Source organism: Aliivibrio friggae, from assembly GCF_057368515.1.
Map to the genome: position 1 here is coordinate 358642 of NZ_CM170648.1, position 19349 is coordinate 377990.

The window sequence follows — 19349 nt, forward strand, 5'->3', positions numbered from 1 at the left end:
ATGTCAATAAGTGGTAACAACTTTATTTGTATTTCTTCTCTTTAAAGTAAAAGTAGGTGCTTTGATGGTATTTTTTCTAGTTTAGTCACTCTAATTACTTCGTCTAATTGAGTTTAATTATTTTTGTGTCTATTCTTTGTGCACCCTATATTTCAAGGAGTGAATAATGCAAAGTTTTATCCCACCAAGAAGAACCCTTATGGGGCCTGGTCCATCAGATATTTCACCACAAGTATTACAAGCTTTAAGCCGACCTACGATTGGCCATCTTGACCCATTATTCATAAAAATGATGGATGAGGTTAAAGAGTTACTTAAATACGCATTTCAAACAGAAAACGAGTTTACAATTGCAGTATCTGCCCCTGGAAGTGCAGGAATGGAAACTTGTTTTGTTAACTTAGTTGAAGCTGGTGAGAAAGTTTTAGTTTGCCGTAATGGTGTTTTTGGCGAACGAATGCGACAAAATGTTGAGCGTTGTGGTGGCACTGCGATTGTTGTTGATGATAAGTGGGGAGAACCGGTTTCGTTAGATAAAGTAAAGCAAGCATTAGAACAGCATCCTGATATTGCTATTGTGGCTTTTGTGCATGCAGAAACGTCTACAGGGGTATTGAGTGACGCTAGATCTATTTCTGAACTTGCACGTAAGCATGGATGCCTAACCATTGTGGATGCGGTGACGTCATTAGGTGGCGTTCCATTATTGGTGGATGAATGGCAATTGGATGCGGTGTATTCTGGTTCTCAAAAATGTTTATCTTGTACACCTGGTTTATCTCCTGTGACGTTCTCGAATAAAGCCGTTGAGAAGATGACATCGAGAAAGACGCCCGTACAGAGTTGGTTTTTAGATCAAAGTTTGGTGTTAGGCTATTGGAGTGGTGAAGGAAAAAGAAGTTATCACCATACTGCACCAGTCAATAGTTTATACGCCTTACATGAAGCATTATTAATGCTAAAAAGCGAAGGGATAGAAGAAGCATGGAGTAGGCATGCTCACTATCATCAAGAGTTAAAACAAGGGTTAGAAGTTCTAGGTATTCAATTTATTGTTGATGAAGCGTCTCGCTTACCGCAACTGAATGCGGTTTATATCCCTGAGGGTGTTGATGATGCTGCGATTAGGTCGCGTTTATTGAATGAATACAATTTAGAAATTGGAGCCGGACTGGGTGAGTTAGCGGGGAAAACATGGCGCATTGGTTTAATGGGCTATGCGGCTAAAAAAGAAAATGTTGCCCTTTGCCTTAAGGCTTTATCTGATGTTCTTTAAGGGTTAACTAAAAAAACCGCTGAATAATCAGCGGTTTTTTATGAATTGTTTATTTGTTTTTCTCTTTTAAAACAGAATTATTTTGGCGAAGTTTTTCATCTAATTCTACTGATTCAAATTTATTGTTTGGAAATAAGAAAATTGCTTCTCTTCTTATGTCTTCTGCATGTTGTTCTTGCCCAAGAGCTTGATAAGCGATGATTAAGTTTTGATAAAAAGCAGGTCTTGGTTTTGTTTTTATAAGCTCTTTTGACCAGCTTATATAAGGTGTAATTAATTCTGGTTTTTTATTAATGATCCCAATAGTTAATTGAGCGGAAAGCACGTCCCAATTAAATCTGTCTTCCCAAACCACAGGATTCGTTACTTGATTCAATATATCAGGATTCATTGGTCGAGTGGTTTCAAATTTAGTTAATACCCAATTGGTATGCAAGGCTGAAAGCATGTAGAAAGCCGTCACAATAGGGATAACTAATGAACTTACTCGTAAAGTAATCTTTGTGATATCACCGATTCGGAGTTTCTTGTATTTACAGCTGAGTTGATCTATCCAAAAGAGAAGAATGATAAAAGTAAACCAATGTATCATTGAGTGATAAAACGGATACTCTAATTGGCTATGAATAAAAATAGGCGCAATTAAGGCAAGCAGGGCAAATTGGGTATCGAGCTTACTTTTTCTTATCTTTAGCAGCACGCCACCAGCGGCAATAAGCAAGCCTAGAATAGCGACGACGCCTCCTTCTACTCCCCAATATAGAACTTCATTGTGAGGGTGATCCATTGAAGGCAGTCCAGGTTTATAGCTAGAAGAGATCTGGTGCTGTTTTGCTGTATATAGCGTGTATTCCGCTTCAAAATTTCCGTAACCATAACCTGTAATAGGTTTCTCTAAAAACATATCGAGAGCTTGAGGAAAGGTGTATCTTCTTGGGCTTTCTAAATCCGCTTTTTGGCTAATTAAAGATACTTTTGATAAATCATCATTTTGAGATAGGTGAAAAAGAACAAAACTACCACTGAAGCCTATAACTAATGCTAGCACCCAAGAAAAAAATCGCTGTTTAGTGCAGTACTTCCACATGTATGGGGTCAGCAAAGCAAGACTAAAAATAGTCGCAATCCAGCCTGTTCTAGAGGCTAATATCACAATAAGCGGCAAAGTGAATATGATAGTTGCGTAAAGTAGAGTAAGTGCAACAATATTCTCTCGATACTTTATCGGTTGACGAGCAAGGAAGTACGAGGCTATTGCAAGGCCAGTAGCTAAGAAGCTAGCCATTACATTCGGTTGTTGAAATATACCGTAAGGGCGATTAGCTATTACGTTATAACCAAATGAATTTCCAGCATCTAAAAATAGATATTGAATGTAACCAAAAAGCGTTTCAATGAGCACTGAACCGATAATACACCACAGTAACCACTGCTTTTGTTTATTGGAAAACGCAAATTGTTGAAGGGCGATGAAAAAGAATAATCCTCCCCACAAGCCTAGAAATTTGCCAATAGCCAGTTGAGGAGATGCGTCGTGATAAAGTAAAGGTAAAGACAGTAGGGTGACTGCAAACAGTAAAATAAGCGTCAGTGTTGAGTATTTAACTAATCCTTGCTTAGCAACATGAAATAAGGCTATCGCAATGGCAATACTTGCAGGGATCCAAGAGGCTGCATTAAAGGCAAGGTGTAGACCTGAGCCGCCAGGGTTTGGTTGGAAGAAGTGAGCACAGACAAAGAAAAGAATACTAAGGCTAAATAAAAACGATTTGGTTAATGGTTTTCTAACCTTTCTTGCTTCTAGTTGCGTTCCTTGGGTAAGTAGCGTTGCCATGGGTTAATCAGTTCCTTGTTGCGAGCATGAATATAAAAGTAAAGCCAGCAAAGTGCTGGCTTTATTCTATCGTATTCGCATTATAAAGTGCGGACTTTATTACTTATTCAGCATCGGCTTTAAGAAGCGTGCGGTATGAGAGCCCTCAACCAATGCAACCTCCTCTGGAGTTCCTTCTGCCACAATTTCACCACCACCTTGACCACCTTCTGGACCAAGATCAATAATCCAATCCGCTGTTTTTACAACATCAAGGTTATGTTCGATCACGACAATGGTATTACCTCGTTCACGTAAGCGATGTAATACGTTCAATAGTTGCTGAATATCGTGAAAATGCAGGCCTGTTGTCGGCTCATCTAGAATATAAAGCGTTTTCCCTGTGTCTCGTTTTGAGAGTTCACGAGCCAGTTTAACTCGTTGAGCTTCACCACCAGATAGCGTTGTCGCAGCTTGTCCTAAACGAATATAAGATAGCCCTACATCCATTAGAGTTTGCAGTTTTCGTGCAATTACAGGGACAGGTTGAAAGAAAGTATGAGCATCTTCAATTGTCATTTGAAGCACTTCATCAATACTCTTACCTTTATATTTTACTTCTAACGTTTCGCGGTTATAGCGTTTACCTGTACATACGTCACAAGGTACATAAACATCTGGTAAGAAATGCATTTCTACTTTAATTACACCATCCCCCTGACACGCTTCACAGCGACCACCGCGGACATTAAAACTGAAGCGGCCCGGCTTATACCCACGAGAACGAGATTCTGGCGTACCAGAAAATAGCTCACGAATAGGGGTAAAGATCCCTGTATAAGTTGCAGGATTTGATCGAGGCGTTCGTCCAATTGGACTTTGATCAATATCGATAACCTTATCAAAGTGTTCAATACCTTTGATCTTTTTATAGGGTGCTGGTTCTGATGTGGTGGCTCCATTTAACTGTGTATGAGCGATCTTAAAGAAAGTATCGTTGATCAGTGTTGATTTGCCAGAGCCTGAAACGCCAGTAACGCACGTAAATAGACCAACCGGTAATTTGAGTGTGACATTTTTTAAGTTATTGCCAGTGGCGCCAATCAGTTCAACTTGTTTTTTAGGATCTGCTTTAATTCGTTCATTTGGAATGGAAATTTCTTTAGCACCACTAAGATATTGACCTGTTAGCGATTCTGGATTTGAAATAATGTCTTGGTAACTGCCTTCTGCGACAATGTGGCCACCATGAATTCCCGCTCCAGGACCGATATCAATAATATGATCTGCACTTCTTATTGCGTCTTCATCGTGCTCTACAACAATAACGGTATTACCTAGATCACGAAGATGGTTAAGGGTTTTCAATAGGCGTTCATTATCTCGTTGATGAAGACCAATGGAAGGCTCATCAAGAACGTACATAACACCAACTAACCCGGCACCTATTTGACTTGCCAGACGAATACGTTGAGCCTCGCCACCAGAAAGAGTATCAGCACTGCGTGATAAATTAAGATAATTTAAACCAACATTGATAAGGAAATGCAGGCGTTCATTAATCTCCTTCATTACTTTATCTGCTATTTGAGCTTTCTGTCCTTTCAACTCTAATGAACTAAAAAAGGCCATTGAATCTTGAATACTCATCTCACAGATTTCAGGTAATGTTGTGTCACCAACAAATACGCTACGGGCTTCTAAACGTAAGCGAGTACCGTGACAGCTTGAACATGATTGAGTTGAAATATACTTTGATAGATCATCACGCACAGAGCTTGATTCGGTTTCTTTATAGCGGCGGTCAAGTGTATTTAATATTCCTTCAAAAGGATGGCGCTTAACGCGTAGATCGCCGCGATCATTGCTGTATTGGAACTCAACTTCTTCCGCTCCTGAACCATTAAGAATGATATTTTGAAATTTCTTTGATAATGATTTAAATGGTGCAAAAAGATCAAATCCATAGTGCTTGGCTAATGAACCTAACATTTGAAAGTAATAATAGTTTTTTTGATCCCAACCTTTAATCGCCCCTTCAGCAATACTGAGCTTATTATCTAAAACAATACGATCAGCATCAAAATACTGCTGAACCCCTAAGCCATCACAAGTACCACAAGCACCTGCTGGGTTGTTGAATGAAAACAGGCGAGGTTCAAGTTCAGACATGCTGTAACCACAATGTGGACACGCAAAATTGGCAGAAAAAATTAGAGGCTCATGATCGGTGCCATCCATATGATCAACAACAGCAATACCACCAGTGAGTTCTAGTGCGGTCTCAAAAGATTCGGCAAGACGTTGTTTTAAATCATCTCGAACTTTAAAGCGATCAACAACGACTTCAATAGTGTGCTTTTTATGAAGTTCTAATGTCGGAGGATCAGAGAGATCACATACTTCACCATCAATACGAGCACGAATAAACCCTTGCGCGGCTAAATTTTCTAACGTTTTAACATGCTCACCTTTACGTTCTTTCACAATAGGTGCTAACAACATCAGCTTTGTGCCTTCAGGCAACTCTAACGCTTTATCAACCATTTGGCTGATGGTTTGTGCTGTTAATTCGACATGATGCTCAGGACAACGAGGTTCACCAATACGAGCATACAAAAGACGTAAGTAATCGTAGATTTCAGTAATGGTACCGACAGTCGATCTTGGGTTATGAGAGGTGGATTTTTGTTCGATAGAAATCGCAGGAGAAAGCCCTTCAATGTGGTCAACATCTGGTTTTTCCATTAATGATAAAAATTGACGAGCGTATGCAGACAAGGATTCAACATAACGACGTTGTCCTTCTGCATACAAGGTATCAAAGGCCAAAGAGGATTTACCTGAGCCAGATAACCCTGTTATAACCGTTAGCTTATCTCGTGGGATCGTTAAGCTAATATCTTTTAGGTTATGGGTTCTTGCCCCTCTAACTTCAATCTTATCCATGGAACTCTCTCTACTTAAAGAATAACTAGAGGATAAGTATTGCACAGAGTGTTAAAACAGCAAAGGGATACTGGGTAAAAAAACAGTGGTTTTATTAGAAGAGAGATTCTATAGGGGATATAAAAATGCCCTGTAATGAATTACAAGGCATTATTCTAGCTAGCAAATTAAGGGTTATTTTTTACCTGTTTTTTGCTTTGCAAGTTCAGCTGATTTTTTGTCTTTTAAATAAACATTCTCATAGCAGTAGTTGGTTGCTTCGATATAACCTTCAACGCTACCACAGTCAAAACGCTTACCTTTAAATTTATACGCAAGAACACAACCTGATTGAGCTTGTTTTAGTAGTGCATCCGTAATTTGGATCTCACCGCCTTTGCCTGGTTCTGTTGTTTCTAGGATCTCAAAAATATCAGGAGTTAAGATGTAGCGACCAATAATAGCAAGGTTACTTGGTGCTGTGCCTGGCTCTGGCTTTTCTACCATGTTATCTACACGGTAAAGATCATCTTTGATCATCTCACCTGCAATAACACCGTACTTATGAGTTTCGTTATCTGGAACTTCTTCAACAGCAACGATAGAGCAGCGGAATTGCTTATACAGCGCAACCATTTGAGAAAGAACACCTTGCTCTTCGTTAACACATAAATCATCCGCAAGTACGACAGCAAAAGGTTCATCACCGACTAGCTCACGACCAGTAAGAATAGCATGGCCTAAGCCTTTCATTTCACGTTGGCGGATATAGGTGAAGTGAGCGGCATCGATTAGTTCACGAACATCTTCAAGTAATTCTTCTTTGTTTGTACCGCTAATTTGGTGTTCTAGTTCGTAGTTTTTATCAAAGTGGTCCATTAATGAGTGTTTACCACGACCTGTTACGACACAGATCCCGTCCATACCCGCATTAATCGCTTCTTCTACGCCATATTCAATCAGAGGTTTGTTTACAACTGGCATCATCTCTTTTGGCATTGATTTAGTTGCTGGTAAAAAGCGAGTGCCGTAGCCTGCGGCAGGGAAAAGACATTTCTTGATCATAACTGAGTCCTAGATAGACGAAATTTTAAATTAGTAGAAAGCTCTTAGAGCATCATCATTATTGTTGCAGTTTAGCGATTAAACATAATGAAATGAAGTGCTTTGATTAAAAGTATCGGCTCGTATCATTATTAATGTGATTTCTCTATTAATATTCATAGAAATTAAACGCAATACTAATGTGGCATAAGCGATTTAAACCAATCCCAAACACCAAATGAAAAGTTATGAAAAATATCGATGCCCATTGCAGATTTAATTAAGTACAAAGCAAAAACAGCCAAGCCTAATATACCAAGTACACCCATCGCAATTAAAAGAGTGAGCATAAATAAGGCAAAAGGGGACTCTTTACGTAATTGCTGACGATAATCACGACCGAGAAGAAGCACAAAAAAGTAACGTTTATTGAAAATCGAAATGCTTTTTCTGATATCAACTCGATTGTTGGAACCTAATCCAGTCGCAATTATTGCGCGTTCAATGGATTTTTTTTGTTCTTCTGAAAGCGAATCAATGACATTTTCATCGAGAGATGAATAGAAATGAGCAAGTAGCTTTTGCTGTTTTTTATCGATCACTTAATTGCCTCTTTTGTGAGTGCATTTTGATAAACCCCCATTGTTTGAGCTGCAATTTTACCCCAATCATAATGTTCAAGATAGGACGCATAGCTAACTTGAGAGTGTGAGCTATTCGTATGTTGAATTAATTGTTCTCTTAATTTATTTATATTTCCAACAGGAAAGTAAGTCTCAGGCTTTAACTTTACCTCTAAGTTGGCAGGGATATCACTGACAATTGCAGGTAACGAATAAGACATCGCTTCAAGAAGAGCAATAGGTAAACCTTCGTGATAAGAAGGCATTACAAAGGTTTTGGCTTGAGAGAAAATAGCTTGTAGTTGCTCACCTTTTAGAAAACCAGTAAGGATGACACCATCAACTTTACGCGCTTGTTCTTTTAGCTTGTCGCTATAAGAAGTTGGGTGATCGGTATCTCCCATTATAACCAATGGCATATCTATATTGGCTTGTTGATAAGCTTCAATAAGATCGTGAAATCCTTTCTCTTCCACAAATCGTCCAACAGCAACAAAATAATGACCAGAGGTTAATGAAAACTCACTTAACGTTGAGTCTATTTTATCTTGTGTTAATGGGGTTGGTAGTTCTACACCATTATAGATAAGATGGGCATCATGACGATTGTATTTATCTTTTATAATGTCATTAATTACTTCTGAAATAACAATCACTTCATTTGCGTAAGTAGCCGCTAACTTTTCTCCAAGTTGAAGAATACGTTTAGCAAAACCTCCCCATTTTTGGCGATCATAATCAGGACCATGGTGAGTAAAAACGACTTTTTTTCCTAACAAGCGAAGTAATGGCACAACAAGACCAGGACCAATGGCGTGTACGTGTACAATTTTCGATTTATCAAAAAGTGTAGAAAAAGAAGCGAGAGTTGAATGAATAATAGCTTCTAATGATTTCTTTTTTGGTGCCCAAACAGATTTTGTATTAACCCCTTTGTAGCTTGATTTTTTATAGTCGACATAAGGTGAGCGAGCGATAACGCAAACCTCACTACCAAATTGACGATGAATTTCAGGATAAAGGTGCTGACAATGGGTTTCTACGCCACCCAATACATTTGGGATCCCACGAGTGCCTATGACGGTAATTTTATCTGTCATCTTGTTATCCTTTTAATAGTTCTTGATATAGGCTTAATAGATCGTGCTTATGTTTAGTTAGTGTGTACTTACTTAAAAAGCGTTCTCTTGCATTATTTCCCATATCAATGGTTTTATTTGGTTCTTTTACTAGCAAATCTAATGTATTAGCAAGGACTTGTGCATTCCCTGCTTCAAATAAATAGCCATCAATACCGTCTCGGATCTGTTCAGGAATGCCACCAATTTTAGAGCCGATGACAGGTTTGCCATAAGACATCGCCTCGATAACTGACATTGAGCAATTTTCATAGCATTCCGATGGCACTATTACCGCTTTAGCTTCCTTAATCAGAGTAAGTAGTCCCTCACCGCTTTTAAAGCCTAGTAATTCCGCGCTTGGGTAAGTCGCTTTTAATTGATTAAATTCTGGGCCATCCCCCACAATTTTCAAACCTGCTTTTTCAGACATTAATTGATGAGCTTTCGCTAAGGTAGGGACGCCTTTTTCTTGGCTTAATCGACCAAGGTAAAGGAAGTAACCTTGGTCACTTGTTCCTTCTAAAGAAACGTCTTCATCAATACCATTTACAATTACTTCGATGCGGTTATCGGGCAGTTTTTGCTGAATAAAGCGACTAAGAAAGCGACTTGGAGATACGATCGCATCCAGTTGTTGATAGTTTTTACTGACTTTTTGATAGGTCGCTTCAGCTGAAAGTAGAAAGCTTTTTATTAACGAACCTTCTTGGCAACGATGTTTTGTCGCATTCCACACAGAACCATGCACACATTCTTCACAAGTATGGCCATCGCGATACATGGTGTAGCTTGGGCAGGCAATTTTAGTATCGTGAGCGGTAAGTACGGTTTTGCAACCAAACCGTTTGGCTACCTTGATAATGGATGGCGTTAATTGATGGTAAATATTATGAAAATGGACTAGATCTGGTTTTTCTTGTTCTAGTAGTGCAGTGAGCTTCTCGCAAGCTTGGGCATTGTGAATAAAATTAATTGCGGTTTCAATTTTATCTTTAATGGATTGCTCTTGGTAATAATCTACATTTGGTACAAAAAAATCGGCGTAGTCAGATTCAATGTTCTTTTCATGTTGCATTGAAAATTCAACGATCTCAACACCTTCAGAAAGTAACATTTCACGCTCTTGAAAGTAGACGGTTTCTGCACCACCTTTCATAAAGAAAAATTTATTAACTAATAGAACTTTCATTTTTTAGCCTCACTAATCACTTTATGCGGTGGTGGTTGTTTTGGATCTTTTAATGGTAAGAACAATCCTCGAATAAGTCCTGCAGAGAAGACGGAGAGATTGATTACACTGTGCAATGCGTCCTTTAGCGAGCGATTCTTAACGGCTTTTAATCCAATGAATGCAAGCAATGGTAATAAGGCACAGCCAACAATAAATGGATTTACAGTAACTAAACTAATAAACAGTATTATTAAATAAAGCGTGAAAATGGCTTCATTTTTGATCGTACCTAATGCTTTTTTAAATAGTGGTGTTCCAAACGAGCCTTTAAGTAGTTCGCCTGATGCAAATAAATAGCCACCTTTCCAACGATGTTTCATGAGCTCTAATGAGGACATGGTATAAGAAGTATGAGAGAAGTAGGGTACTTCAAGTCGATGTAGCTTATAACCCGCCAAACCTAAACGCATACCCAGCTCTGATTCTTCATAAGCGTGAAGATTACGATTGGTTAAATAGCCAATATCATCAATGGCACTTTTACGATATAAGCCACCGCCACCTAAATGAGAACAATCCCCTAGTGGGTATATTTGGTGAAGTCGTTGTTTTCGAGATTTGAATTCATAACTGTCAACATCATCCATTTCTACAACGCCAGCAACGCCAGCGTAATCAGGGTGTGTTGAAAGGAAATTAATACCATGGCGGATGAAGCCTTCTTCTAGTTCCATATCCCCATCAAGAAGAAGTAAATACTCGCCTTTACTATGAAGATAGCCAAGTTGATGGCCTACGCCGCAGCAACGATCTGAAGCATTAGTCAAGGATACAACGGTGACCCCTAATGCAGTCGCAATTTCTTGGGTTTTATCTGTTGATAAGCTATCTGCCACAATGATTTCGTGATGAAAATCGCCTATATGTTGTTGAATGCTACTAATGGTTTTAGCTATACCTGCTTCTTCGTTATAGGTTTTAATAATAACCGAGATGAAAGAGTGATCAGTCATGGTGTTTAGCCGCCGTAATTAGAGATTTTCGGATCACTAGATTAGATCCTAGCGATAGATAAAAAAGAAATTGAAGCATAGGAACTAGCATTAATATTTGGCTATATGGCAGACTTAATAAACAAGCAATTGCAAACGCGTTAAATGCAGGAGGATAGCTCATCAACCTAATATCTTCTGTTGCCACATCATCTCGATTAAATAGAGGTGTAGGTTTACAGACTCGGAGAATATAAAGTGTCATTGAAATGAAAAATAAGGTACCAATAATCCCTAATTCCCACAAAAGAACACTTAGCGCAGTAGTATCGAGAATGACATTAAAAAGGATATTTAGAAAACCAGGAGAGACCGCACTACCGTGGTTTGTGGTATTTAATCCATAACCAAATAGTACATTGGGAAGACCATAAAAATCATTGTTGTCTAGCCAGAAAAAGATGGTGGTCATTCGACCTAATTCACCTGTCGGCATAATGTAGTTTGGATCAAATATATACTCTAAAGAATCGATGAAAATATCTAACGGTCCTTTGCTTGGATCGCTGCCAAAAGCGGAAGAGTAAGAGAGTGAGAGTAATAAAATAGCGATGCTCATTAGAACTAACATCCCCCCAATGATGGCGAGAATAATTTTAATATCATAACTCTTCATTCCCTTGATGTAGCTAGGCGCTAGCCATACGTAAGCTAGTAGGATAGGAGATAATAAAATCACAAATTTAACTTCACCTAAGATACAAAGAGTGAATGCGGTACCAATATGTAAAATAGTCGATTTTAATGAACAGAGTCCATGTTTGTATTCTGAGAGTTTAAGCAACATGATAAGTAGGCAAAACAGTCCCATCGCAGCGGTATTCCCGCCTCCCATAGGGTCCCCGCCAAAAGTACCCACGACAGAATCCCATTTTTCAAATTCACCATGGGCAGCTACTCGCTTAGGCAGGATGACAAAAATTTGGAACAGGACCACTGGAAATTGAGCGTAAAAAATCCAATAGAGTGTTTTTGTTACTCGGTATATTTGGGATTCTCGGCAAAACCTTAGTAATAGGCAGAATAAAATTAGAGAGAGTGCGAGCTCATTTTTTAAGCCTACGATAGTGGTGGTCACCCCATTTTGCAGAAAGGTACTCAGCACCGCTTGAACGAAAAAACCACTAAACAAGACGAGTATAATAATTTCTTTATGATCAAGATCGAGTGGCGTATATCGATTCTGTAAAAAGAGTAGGCCGGTCATGGTGAAGGCTAATAAGAATGGCAGCCATAAAATAGCGGAAATACCCGTGAAGTATTGAGTTAACCCGCAAAGAACAAGGCTAATAGCTGCATATAATTGTAAAAATAAACCGGTATTCAATGGCATCATTTATTATTTTCCTGTGCTAATAAATGAGCTCGTTTATTAACCTTTCTATAGATAAATGCGTAACGAACAAAAGAAAGGACGGCAAATAAAAGAACAGAATAGGCGTAATCTTTATGGAAATAAGGGAGTACGACAAAAGCAACGGTGATAACCAGTAGCTGTTCAATTTGAATACGTAAGAAATATTTTGGTGAACCAAATACCAACTCAATGACCGTTAAAGGACAAATAGCCAATGCAGGGAACAGGTAAGGCAGCATATAGCGAGAGGTTGGTACTGAGCTTAACCATTCATCATTGAAGCCTAATTGCATAACTAAAGGATAAAAAATCAACACGCCAACGGTCGCTATCAATCCTAGAACAAAAAGCATTAATCGTACTTTTTTAAATTCTTGGAAGTTAAAGGTGTTGTTTCTAAAATCGATAGACCATTTAGAGAAGATAGAGTTACGAACGGCATTACCAACAATCGTAACAGGGGCTAAGCAGAAGCGATTTACCACAGCAAAATAACCTGCGATGAGTGGAGAGAACCAGAAATTAATTAGTAATGTGGGTAAATTATTATTAGCCATTGCCAAAACTTCTGCGCTACCAATACCGCTAAGATGAGCTCGATTCTCTTTGATAAATTGAAGGTTATTCGACAAAGATAAATGTGACAATGTGATCTTTGAAAAAGAGACTGAGTGGAAAAGCCAAGCAGAGATAAGGGCCAATAACCCCATAGCCCAACTTAGATAGAACTGTTCAGTTGTTGGTGTTAGAAATACAGCGGCGATGACTAACAGCGAGATTGAAATACGTTGAAATGCCAACAAGCGAATATTTTCGACTCTAAGTAACAAGTTCTCTGAGACAAGGATCCAAGCATGACAAAGCGTTAAGACATAAAGCAAAATTCCATTTAACTCAAAGAACTGGGTCATTATAAAGCTATAAGGAAGAGCAATAATTAAACTTTGCAATAATGAAAAAATAATATTTTGATTTAGTTTGTCATCGTCTTGTTTTGGTAGTAATAACTGAGAAGCAAAGGTACTAATTTGAGCGCCAATTAACACAATGCTGTATACCAATGCATAAGTTCCCACTTGTGCCATATCGTACTTATGAGAAATAAGCCAAATAGAAATAGCCCCGATTACTTGAGAAATAACCGATGCACCCGCAATGGTAGAGACGCTTTTAAATAAACTCATCAGTAACCTAGCTTAATAAATCTTCATTTTGATGAATTAGTTGCTGTTGTGCTTCCTCTGTCTCTAACTCATCATCTGCGACATTATTTAATACGACGCCGATGATAGGGGTTTGTAGTTGCGTTATCTTGTCAACATTAGCAAGAATGTGGTTTGCACTTAACCCTCCAGCTTGAACGGTATAGATCACGCCAGATAAATAACGAGCAATAAGTTGAGCGTCTTTACTTTCTGATAATGCAGGTAAGTGGACAATCACCTGTTCAAACTGCTGATTTAGCTCTTTCAGTGTTAATTCTAGTTCAGCGGAAGACAGCGTCAGCAAAGGCGTTGAAGTTAGTGTTCCCCTTGGTAAAAAAGAAAAATTATCAGCTAATGAGATTAAACAATCATTAATAGGATGATTCTTTTCAAGAACTTCAGCCATCCCCATTACTGTGAGTGTAGGTAATACTTCTGAAGTATCACTCTCTTTTTTAGTGGTTGTCGATTTCTTATCTAAAGGATAAGTTGTTAAAATCTCTTCGGTTAGAGAGACTTCTTTTCTAAAATCTAAATCGATTAATAAGGTCGAATGATCTTGTGATAAAGAGTGAGCTAGAAGATAGCTGCTTAATTCATTACCTTCTTTAGAGTCGGTTGAAACCAAACCAATAGAAGGCCAGGAGGTTTCATCTAAAAGGATACTTGTTCTTATTGCATGAACTGTTTCACCTGAATAAGTATTAGCAAAAAATCCTTTAGTAAATAGAGATAATTCTTCAATGTAATTGAATGGACGCAGTTCACCGATGGCTTGTAAACCTAAGCGAGTGTTCACTTGTGTTAGGTTATTGATTGATTTATTCAGAGCGGACTTAATAATAATGAAAAGCAAACTTAAGATAAATGTCATCACGAAAATCATAATAACAAATAGCGCTTTATTAGGTTTACTTGGCTTATGTGGTGGTGTTGCAGGATCGAGTAAGGTAGCAGCAGGCTCTCGGTATAGCACCGTTAATTCTTGCTCTTTACTGCGAGTAAAGATCTTTTCATACAACTCTTGCGTCTTATCTAAATCCGCTTTCATTGTGTTGTAGGTATCTCTTTTTGAAGCGAGTTGAGTAAAGTTTTCTTTTTGAACTTTCAACAAAGCTTTGTATTTATTTTCACGCTCAATAGATGCTTGGTATTCTTTATATAGCCCTGTTTTAAGCTCTTTTAATAGAGACGTTGTTTGTAGTTCAATTGCATGAATTTGAGCATTAGCCTCAATAATAATTGGGTTTTTAGGGCCGTATTTCTCTTGAAGATCAAATAAGTTACGTTTTGCCTGAATAAGAGCAATGCGTAAATCTTGTAACTGAGCATGATTTGAAATAGAGGGTAGAGTTGCAACATCTTCGAGTGAGTAACCAAGAGCTTCACTTATGGTGTTATAACTGGCTTTTGCTGTAATTCTTTTCTCTTTTGCGGTCGCTAAACGATCATTAACTAGCGCTAACTGTTCAGTTTCAAAGCCATCAATACCTTGGTAGGTTAATAAACCATTATCTTTAAGGAATTTATCTATATCTGCTTTTTGTTGTGTGATCTTCTCTTTTAGCTCAGCCATTCGAGTGTTATTCCACTCTTGAGCTTGCTTGGTTTTCTCTATTTTTCGCTCTTCTTCTAGCTGAATATAAGCTTCAATAACAGCATTTGCTACTGTTGCTGACATTTCAGGAGATGTTGATTCATAAGAGACTTTAATCAGTTGGCTAAAACGAACTGGCGCAATAGAGAGCTTTTTACCAATCGCTTTTACTATTTGACGAATATGCTCATCTTCAGAAATGGCTTTGTCAGTGTCTTTTATTTCAAACAATGAGTCATGCTGTAAGTCTAATTGACGGACAGCTGCTTCGATAACTGCTTTGGATTGTAATACTTCAGCTTGAGTTGGGTAATACTCAGCCTGAGTAGCGTCAAAATCTTCAACCTGATCGATAGGGGTTGAATTATCTGATTGTGCTTTTAATACCATCGTCGCTGTTGCTGAGTATTGAGGTGTCATTGAATAAATTAATGGTGTAGCAATTAAGGTTACACCTAAGACGGTCAGCAGAACTCGCAGGCGATACTTTTTAAATTCTTTTAGGAAATTAGAAAAATCGATCGTACTTTCTAGCTTTTTGCCATTTTCAATAATTGACTGTGCCATAATTTAGAAAAAACTCTGTTCAATAATAACTACATCACCCGGACCTACAGGATAGGTTGGACCTACATCTTCAATTAATTCATTTGTTGCGGCTAAGCGAATATTTATCGCGTCTCTGTCAGATCTATCTGTAAATCCGCCAGCCATCGCTATCGCTTGTTCTACTGTTAAGCCTGGCTGAAATTCGTAACCATTAGGGTTGGCAACTTCACCACTAATAAAGAACTTTCTAAATTCTTCGATACTGACGGTTACCATGGGTTGCATGATATAGCCATCTTCGAGCTTAAGTTCTATGTCTTTTTCAACTTGTGCGGGTGTTCTGCCTAGAAGTTGAACATCTCCAAGATAAGGAAAGTTTACAAACCCACCACGGTGAATTTTTAAACGTAAAGTCATCTCTGGCTCTTTAAATACTGAGATTTGAATACTGTCACCAGCACCTAGTACATAACCTAATTCATCTTTTGGAAGAGCGGATTCTGATTGTTGACTTTTAGTATCTTCTACAGGTGGTGTATCTGATGCGTAGACCTGAGAGATCACCGAGATGAATAAGCAAAAAGACATAAAGAGGGATTTCATCTAAATTTGCACCTTAGTTGTAAACATTATAATGGATTTGTTATAGCCGACTTGTTGGGTTACGGATGTAAAACCACCTTTCATATCGGGGATAGTAAAGTCGTCAGAGTCTTTATTTGATTTACTGATAAGTTGTTGGTAACTAAGCTCAAATAAAACTGAAGGCCTAAATTTGTATTTTAGGGCGATAATAGCATCAGTATCTGTGGTTACTTTATCGTCATCCTTATTTTTATCAGCACTGGTTTTATAATTAAAGCCTAGATTTGTTGAGAGCCTATTAGACCACCAAAAATGCTCCCAGCGTGTCCCATATGTGGTATTTAAAACATATCCACCGACTTCTGTCGGGTCTTCAACGTTTTGGTCAGTAAATAGATGAAACGTTGAATGTTTTACAGGGCTCCAAGCTAAATCTATATCCCAGTTAAGACCGGAGAACTCTTGGTAATCAGGCTGATTTGGAAAAGTTTTATATAGCCAAGCAATATTGGCATCAATCGTTGTTTTTCCTGTTTGCTGAGTTTTTATCCCTGCAATAAAGAAGGTCTCATTAGTATCTTTGAGGCTATTTTCATCATAGTTTCTAAGATTACTGACAATAGAGTAGCGGAATCGAGTTCGGCTAGATGCCTGATCAAATAACTCAAGCGTAAATGTCGTTTGATCCCAGTTCTGGTCTTTTACATAGAGATTAAAGCTATCTATATTATGGTTGCCAGTATTGGTTGGTCTATCATCATAGTTAAACTCTTTATATTGAACGGCAAAGCTTAATTTACCAATACTATCTTGTTTATCAATACTATAGCGTAATGATGTGTTAAACGTATTGGTTTTTAATACTTCATCTATTCCATATTTCTCAAAACTACCTGAGTTATTCGTAGGGTCATTCGGGTCGTCTGTATTGTAAGTAGTGAAACCATCAGTAAGACCTTCACCTCTGTTTTCATGACCAAATTGATTTTCAATAGTAAATAATAAGTCACTATTGAAGCCTTTTTTCCAGGCGCCAATAAACTTAATTGTGTGATCATCATAATCGTCAGAAGTGCTTTCTTCTTGGTATTGGCGATAATCTCCAGAATATTGAAGAGTATAAACGTCAGCGCCACGAACGCCTTTTAATTGAATAAATGGTTTTACATTAAAGAAATCAGACTCTACTTGTGTTGTTTTTTCAGATTGAAAATTCACATTATCGTCATAGCCATAATCAAGGTCGACGTTGCTTTGAAACTCAATACCGGCAGGTCCAATATGAGGTTTTGGTGTTAAATAGGCGTAAGCAGTACTGCCAAACATATAAAAGTTTAGCAATAAAAGGCTTAAGGTGTACTTAGGTTTAATAAGCGGTATCACTTACAAACCCTTTAAATACGGTTAAAAAGATGATTTTAATATCCAGAGGAAGCGACCAATTTTGAAGATATTTAATATCATACTCAACTCGCTTTTCCATTTTATCTAATGTATCTGTTTCACCACGGTAGCCATTAATTTGTGCCAAACCTGTAATGCCTGGTTTGATTTTGTGCCTTACCATATAGTTATCAACCAATACACGATATTCCTCATTATGGGCAACAGCGTGAGGTCTTGGTCCTACAATTGACATACTGCCTTGCAGTACATTAATAAATTGAGGCAACTCATCTAAAGAGGTTCTACGAATAAAGCTCCCAAAGCGAGTCACACGCGGATCGTTTTTGGTTGCTTGAGTTACTATTTCTGAATTTTCCATGACTCTCATGGAACGAAACTTCCAAACCTTAATCTTCTTCCCACCTAAACCATAGCGATCCTGTTTGAATAGGATAGGACCTGGAGAGCTTAATTTCACCCCTAAAGCGACAATACATAAAACAGGTAAGATTAATAATGTAATAAGAGAGCCAACGACAATGTCTTCGATACGCTTTGTTATTGCTCCTAATCCTTCAAAAGGAGAGCTGAAAATACTGAATGTGTGTACATTACCAATACGTGAAATTTGAGAAACACTTAAGTTATAAGTGTATAAATCAGGGACAATATAAGCATTAACTGTTGAGTTTGATAATTGCAAGATAGCGGCTTTAATGCGGTCTTTTGCTACCATAGGTAGTGCAATATAGACGTCTTTTATTTCATTGTTTTTTACTTTTTCAATTGCTGCTGATACTTTGCCTGCATATTCACTTTTTGCGACATAACTAAAGCGCTCATCAGAACGATCATCGTAAAACTTAATGTTAACTTTTTGATTTTTATACTTTTCAATTAACGCTTTCTCAATTGAAAGCCCAGCAGGAGTTAACCCTATGATAGCAATATTTTTAATTTCCATCTTCGGTAGAATGAATAATCGATAGAAGCAAGTACAGACAATGCGAGATAGCGATAAAGAGCCAAATACTATTAGGTACCATTGTAAGTATATTGAAGGTGATAGGTTGCTGATATTAATCCCTTCAAATTGAAGAAATCTCAGTTTTAGAAAGGAGAACGCAGCAATAGTAAGAGTTAATGAAATTATTACTTTTAAAAGGTATTTAGCTAGTTCTCTTTTAGGGTTGATCGTGTATAGACCAATATACTCACTGACTAAAAGGTAAAGAGTTGAAAATAATAACCCAGCACTAAGATCAATCGCAGTTTCTGTTGGGATAATAAAAGAAAGAACAGCATTAATAATTATAAAATCAAATGTCTTTATTAGGGTGCGATAGCTATTCGTCAGCACTTGAATATTTTGTTGTTTCATATCGCTCCAATTTAAGCATTTAAATTATTGTATTCATTATAAAGGATGGATTGCTGATTAAAGTTAGCTTTTCGTCAAAAAAATGACATCCTACTCTTTTTTATTTGCGGAGGGTGTCTCATATTTTTGAGTAACTCAAAGTTTTTAGTCGTTTAAGGGGTGAAGCCTGCTTTAAAGGCTGTTCAATTGTGATGCTTTATGAAATGGATCCTATTTTTAGGGGTATCAGAAATAACCTTGAACGTGTTAGACTGAAGACTA

14 protein-coding genes are annotated in these 19349 nt (G+C 37.8%); 1 reads left to right on the forward strand and 13 read right to left on the reverse strand.

Features of this window, described 5'->3' with window-relative positions; all coding sequences use genetic code 11:
• Positions 1–166: 166 nt before the first annotated feature.
• Complete coding sequence (locus AC2INI_RS01605; RefSeq protein ID WP_122036533.1) at positions 167–1276, forward strand: pyridoxal-phosphate-dependent aminotransferase family protein; 1110 nt, start codon at positions 167–169, stop codon at positions 1274–1276.
• 49 nt (positions 1277–1325) lie between these two features.
• Here AC2INI_RS01605 and AC2INI_RS01610 read toward each other — a convergent pair whose 3' ends face one another.
• The 13 genes from AC2INI_RS01610 to AC2INI_RS01670 all read right to left on the reverse strand — a co-directional run bounded on the left by AC2INI_RS01610 (position 1326) and on the right by AC2INI_RS01670 (position 19088).
• On the reverse strand, positions 1326–3110 hold the full coding sequence (locus tag AC2INI_RS01610; protein WP_486305210.1) for a PglL family O-oligosaccharyltransferase: 1785 nt from the start codon (positions 3108–3110) through the stop codon (positions 1326–1328).
• A 99-nt stretch (positions 3111–3209) separates the two neighbouring features.
• A complete protein-coding gene (gene uvrA, locus AC2INI_RS01615) occupies positions 3210–6038 on the reverse strand; it encodes an excinuclease ABC subunit UvrA (RefSeq protein WP_122036535.1) in 2829 nt (942 codons plus the stop codon).
• 174 nt (positions 6039–6212) lie between these two features.
• Complete coding sequence (galU, locus tag AC2INI_RS01620) at positions 6213–7082, reverse strand: UTP--glucose-1-phosphate uridylyltransferase GalU (RefSeq protein ID WP_122036536.1); 870 nt, start codon at positions 7080–7082, stop codon at positions 6213–6215.
• Positions 7083–7258: 176 nt separating this feature from the next.
• Positions 7259–7663, reverse strand: coding sequence for a hypothetical protein (locus tag AC2INI_RS01625; protein ID WP_122036537.1), 405 nt, complete (start codon positions 7661–7663; stop codon positions 7259–7261).
• On the reverse strand, positions 7660–8784 hold the full coding sequence (locus AC2INI_RS01630; protein ID WP_486305211.1) for a glycosyltransferase family 4 protein: 1125 nt from the start codon (positions 8782–8784) through the stop codon (positions 7660–7662). The genes AC2INI_RS01625 and AC2INI_RS01630 overlap by 4 nt, the downstream gene beginning before the upstream one ends.
• 4 nt (positions 8785–8788) lie before the next feature.
• The gene (locus AC2INI_RS01635) at positions 8789–9994 is read right to left on the reverse strand and encodes a glycosyltransferase family 4 protein (RefSeq protein ID WP_486305212.1); all 1206 of its coding nucleotides are present in this window, start codon (positions 9992–9994) and stop codon (positions 8789–8791) included.
• Positions 9991–10989, reverse strand: a complete 999-nt coding sequence (locus tag AC2INI_RS01640) for a glycosyltransferase family 2 protein (RefSeq protein ID WP_486305213.1) — start codon at positions 10987–10989, stop codon at positions 9991–9993. Before AC2INI_RS01640 ends, AC2INI_RS01635 begins: the two co-directional genes overlap by 4 nt.
• Positions 10982–12361, reverse strand: a complete 1380-nt coding sequence (locus tag AC2INI_RS01645) for a capsular biosynthesis protein (RefSeq protein WP_486305679.1) — start codon at positions 12359–12361, stop codon at positions 10982–10984. Before AC2INI_RS01645 ends, AC2INI_RS01640 begins: the two co-directional genes overlap by 8 nt.
• Positions 12361–13569: a lipopolysaccharide biosynthesis protein gene (locus AC2INI_RS01650; protein WP_122036541.1), complete on the reverse strand. Its 1209-nt coding sequence runs from the start codon at positions 13567–13569 to the stop codon at positions 12361–12363. The genes AC2INI_RS01645 and AC2INI_RS01650 overlap by 1 nt, the downstream gene beginning before the upstream one ends.
• A gap of 7 nt (positions 13570–13576) precedes the next feature.
• On the reverse strand, positions 13577–15754 hold the full coding sequence (locus AC2INI_RS01655) for a GumC family protein (RefSeq protein ID WP_486305214.1): 2178 nt from the start codon (positions 15752–15754) through the stop codon (positions 13577–13579).
• Positions 15755–15757: 3 nt separating this feature from the next.
• Complete coding sequence (locus tag AC2INI_RS01660) at positions 15758–16339, reverse strand: polysaccharide biosynthesis/export family protein (protein WP_122036543.1); 582 nt, start codon at positions 16337–16339, stop codon at positions 15758–15760.
• Positions 16340–17704 carry an outer membrane beta-barrel protein gene (locus tag AC2INI_RS01665; protein ID WP_122036544.1) on the reverse strand — a complete coding sequence of 455 codons (1365 nt, stop codon included), beginning with the start codon at positions 17702–17704 and terminating at the stop codon, positions 16340–16342. It abuts the gene before it with no gap.
• Complete coding sequence (locus AC2INI_RS01670) at positions 17688–19088, reverse strand: undecaprenyl-phosphate glucose phosphotransferase (protein WP_122036545.1); 1401 nt, start codon at positions 19086–19088, stop codon at positions 17688–17690. The genes AC2INI_RS01665 and AC2INI_RS01670 overlap by 17 nt, the downstream gene beginning before the upstream one ends.
• Positions 19089–19349 lie beyond the last annotated feature (261 nt).